The sequence below is a fragment of the Paraclostridium sp. genome, from assembly GCF_051657365.1.
Lineage (GTDB): Bacteria > Bacillota > Clostridia > Peptostreptococcales > Peptostreptococcaceae > Paraclostridium.
Map to the genome: position 1 here is coordinate 1 of NZ_JBOFKN010000204.1, position 3,522 is coordinate 3,522.

Annotated in this window: 3 protein-coding genes; all 3 read left to right on the top strand. The window is 25.2% G+C overall.

Going from position 1 to position 3,522, the window contains the following annotated elements:
- Window positions 1-1,653 (top strand): diguanylate cyclase (locus ACRCYC_RS15605; RefSeq protein ID WP_438620024.1); only part of this gene is annotated, 1,653 nt, incomplete at its 5' end.
- Between the two features lie 110 nt (window positions 1,654-1,763).
- Window positions 1,764-2,504 carry an elongation factor P 5-aminopentanone reductase gene (gene ymfI / locus ACRCYC_RS15610; RefSeq protein ID WP_438620025.1) on the top strand — a complete coding sequence of 247 codons (741 nt, stop codon included), beginning with the start codon at window positions 1,764-1,766 and terminating at the stop codon, window positions 2,502-2,504.
- Window positions 2,505-2,527: 23 nt separating this feature from the next.
- Window positions 2,528-3,235: a YczE/YyaS/YitT family protein gene (locus tag ACRCYC_RS15615; RefSeq protein ID WP_438620026.1), complete on the top strand. Its 708-nt coding sequence runs from the start codon at window positions 2,528-2,530 to the stop codon at window positions 3,233-3,235.
- Window positions 3,236-3,522 lie beyond the last annotated feature (287 nt).

Genomic DNA, 3,522 nt, shown 5'->3' on the forward strand with positions numbered 1-3,522 from the left:
AGTATTTTAATATTTTTTATAGTAGGTATAAGTATTAAGAATACTAAATTGGACATTGAAAATACTACTGAAAAAATTAAAGAGAGTATACATGAACATAATTACACAGAAGCTATAAATAACTATGAATTAAATTTGTCTAAAATACCTAAATATAAATATAATATATTGTTTAATGATATAATGAAAATGTCTAAACAGATTGAACGTATACCTGGTGGAGAAAAACACATAATGAATACACTGTTAGCTATGGAAACTTATAAATTAATATCAAAAGTGCATAGATTTGATATATACAATTATTTAGGTCGTTTATATTTAGTAGATGAAAATTACGCAAAGGCATCAGAGTATATATTAGATACATTGATTTTAGCAAAAGATATGGATTATAAGTTTAGTGAAGCAAATCAACTTATAAATTTAGGTGTTTTATTTTCTCAAATACAGGGGTATGAAACTAGTATTAAAACTGTAAAGGAAGCTTTAAGTGTAGAAATAAAAGATAAAAAACAAGCTGAAACTGTAAAAATGTGTGCTTATGCTAATCTTTCAGAGATTTATTTGAGAATGGGTGATTATGAAAATTGTAAAAAATATACATATAATGTGTTGAAAAATGAAAAGTTTTTAAATGATAAGAAGAATATTGATGTAAAAATTTTGATAACTACAATTGAATCAAATTTATACTTGCATAAAGGTGAAAATGAAAAAGCTAAAAAATATATAGATAAAGTAGAAAAATTACTAAAAAGTAATAATAGTAAATCACTTAGATATACCAAAGAATTATTTATTTTTACAAAAGCTAAGTACTATGAAAGTATAAGTAATTATAATGAAGCAATAAACATATATAATAGTATTCTATCATTAGAACATTATAAACAAAATAAGGCATCAAATAAAAAACAAGTGTTAGAAAATTTAGTAGACTTATGCAATAAGACTAAACAATATAAATTAGAAGATAGTTATATGAATGAGCTTCTTTTAGCTATAAAAAATGATGAAGATATAAGATATAGAGATTATTCAAATTACATAGTTGAACAAGCTGAAGAAAAATATACGGTTCAACATGAGAGAGAATCTATAAAATTTTTAATTTTAATTATACTAATAGGTACTATAGTAATTATATTCATGTATAGAGCGAATAAAAAAAGAGTAAGTAAGATGAAATATATAGCAATGCATGATAAATTAACTGGAGTATATAATCGTGGATATTTTGATAATAAATATGAACATCTTATTAAAAATAAATATGAATTTTCTATTTTAATGATAGATATAGATGATTTTAAAATTATAAATGACACGTTTGGACATCAATTTGGAGATGTGGTTTTAAAGGAAATAACTTCGAGAATAAAAAGCTTAATCAATGATAGTTGTACTATATGTAGATATGGTGGAGAAGAGTTTGTAATAATAAATGAATATAAATTTAAAGAAGAGTCTGTACTTACAGCTGAACTAATAAGATCTGCAGTAGAGCATATTAGTTGGAGTGAAGATATAAATGTTTCTGTTAGTATAGGGGTTGCATATAATAATGAAAGTTCAATGGATACTCTAGAAAAGGCAGATGTGAATTTATATAAAGCAAAACGAAGCGGTAAAAATAAAATAGTAGTTTAAAAATGATTAACTTAGTTAGCAAATAGGGATATCTAGAGATATTCCTTTTATTATATTAAACATTAATATATAATATTGAATGACGATTAATTCAAGAAAGGGAGAGATAAATGGATAAAAAAACGGTATTAGTTACAGGTGCATCAAGAGGAATAGGAAAAGCAATTGCAACTGTATTTGCTGAAAATGGGTATAATGTTTTGATAAATTACAATAATTCAGAAAAAGAAGCTCTTGATTTGTATAATGAGCTAAAAAGTAAAGGATTATCGGTAGATACATACAAAGCAGATGTATCTAAAAAAGAAGAAGTAAATCTTATGATTAATTATTGCATAGGGCAATTTGAAAAAATAGACGTTTTAGTTAATAATGCAGGAATAAGTAGAAGCAATTTATTTACAGATATAACATATGAAGAATGGAATGAAGTTATAAATACAAATTTAAATAGTGTATTTTATACAACTAAAAAAGCTCTTCAATATATGTTACCCCAGATGAGTGGGAAAATAATAAATATATCATCAATATGGGGTATGGTTGGAGGGTCTTATGAAGTTCACTATTCAACTAGTAAAGCGGCAATTATAGGTATGACAAAATCACTTGCAAAAGAATTAGGCCCTTCAAATATACAAGTAAATTGTATAGCACCAGGTGTAATACAAACTGATATGTTAAATAGTATCGGAGAAGAAACACTTGAAATGTTAAGGGAAGAAACTCCTCTTATGAGATTAGGAACTCCGGAAGATATAGCTAATTGTGCAATGTATTTAGGAGGTGACAAATCTGATTTTATAACTGGGCAAGTAATAAGTCCTAATGGAGGGTTTGTAATAGTATAAATATGAATGGGGATAAAGTGAAAATGGAATATAGCATAAAAAAGATTGTTAGATTACTAATAGGATTATTTGTTTGTGCATTTGGTATAGTTTTAACTATAAACGCAAATTTAGGATTATCTCCATGGGAAGCATTTCATCATGGTATATCTATAAATCTAGGTATAACTATGGGGCAAGCTAGTATCGGTCTTGGAATAATAATAATAATAATAGATATAGTATTAGGCGAAAATTTTGGATTAGGAACAATACTTAATATGCTTTTAATTGGGGTATTTATGGATTTTCTTATGTTAAATAATATTATACCTAAGTCAAATCATTGGATTATTGGATTTATAATGATGTTTATAGGCATGTTTATTATAGGATTAGGCTGTGTTCTTTATATAGGTGCTGGATATGGAAGTGGACCTAGAGATGGATTAATGATAGCACTTCAAAAGAAAAGCAATAAGCCAATAAAGCTAATAAAAATGTGTATAGAGTTATTTGCACTTATATTTGGTTATTTATTAGGTGGTAGTATAGGGATAGGGACTGTTATAACTACCTTAGTATTTGGAGTTTTCATACAATATGCTTTTGAAATTTGTAAGTTTGATACAAAAAAAATAAAACATAGATATATAGTAGATGATATAAAGCATATAAGATATAAATTATTGAGACAACGAAATAAAGAATATGCAATTGAAACTATAGTAGATAAAAGCATAGATGAATAAAAAGAGAGTATAAGCTCTCTTTTTTTATGTGTTTTTTTAGATTAATTTGTAGAAAAAAGCAACACATTTGATAAAAAATATACATATAGTATAAAAAGAATACTAATCATATAAGGAGGAATAAAGTTGAAAGTATGTTTACCTATAAAAGATGAAAAAGAATTTCAAATATATAATGATAGAAATAACACTCCAAATATAATAATATTTGATACTAATACTAAAAATTATATTGTAAAAGATACTTCAAAAATGATATTAGGAAATATAATTCAATATTTAATTGA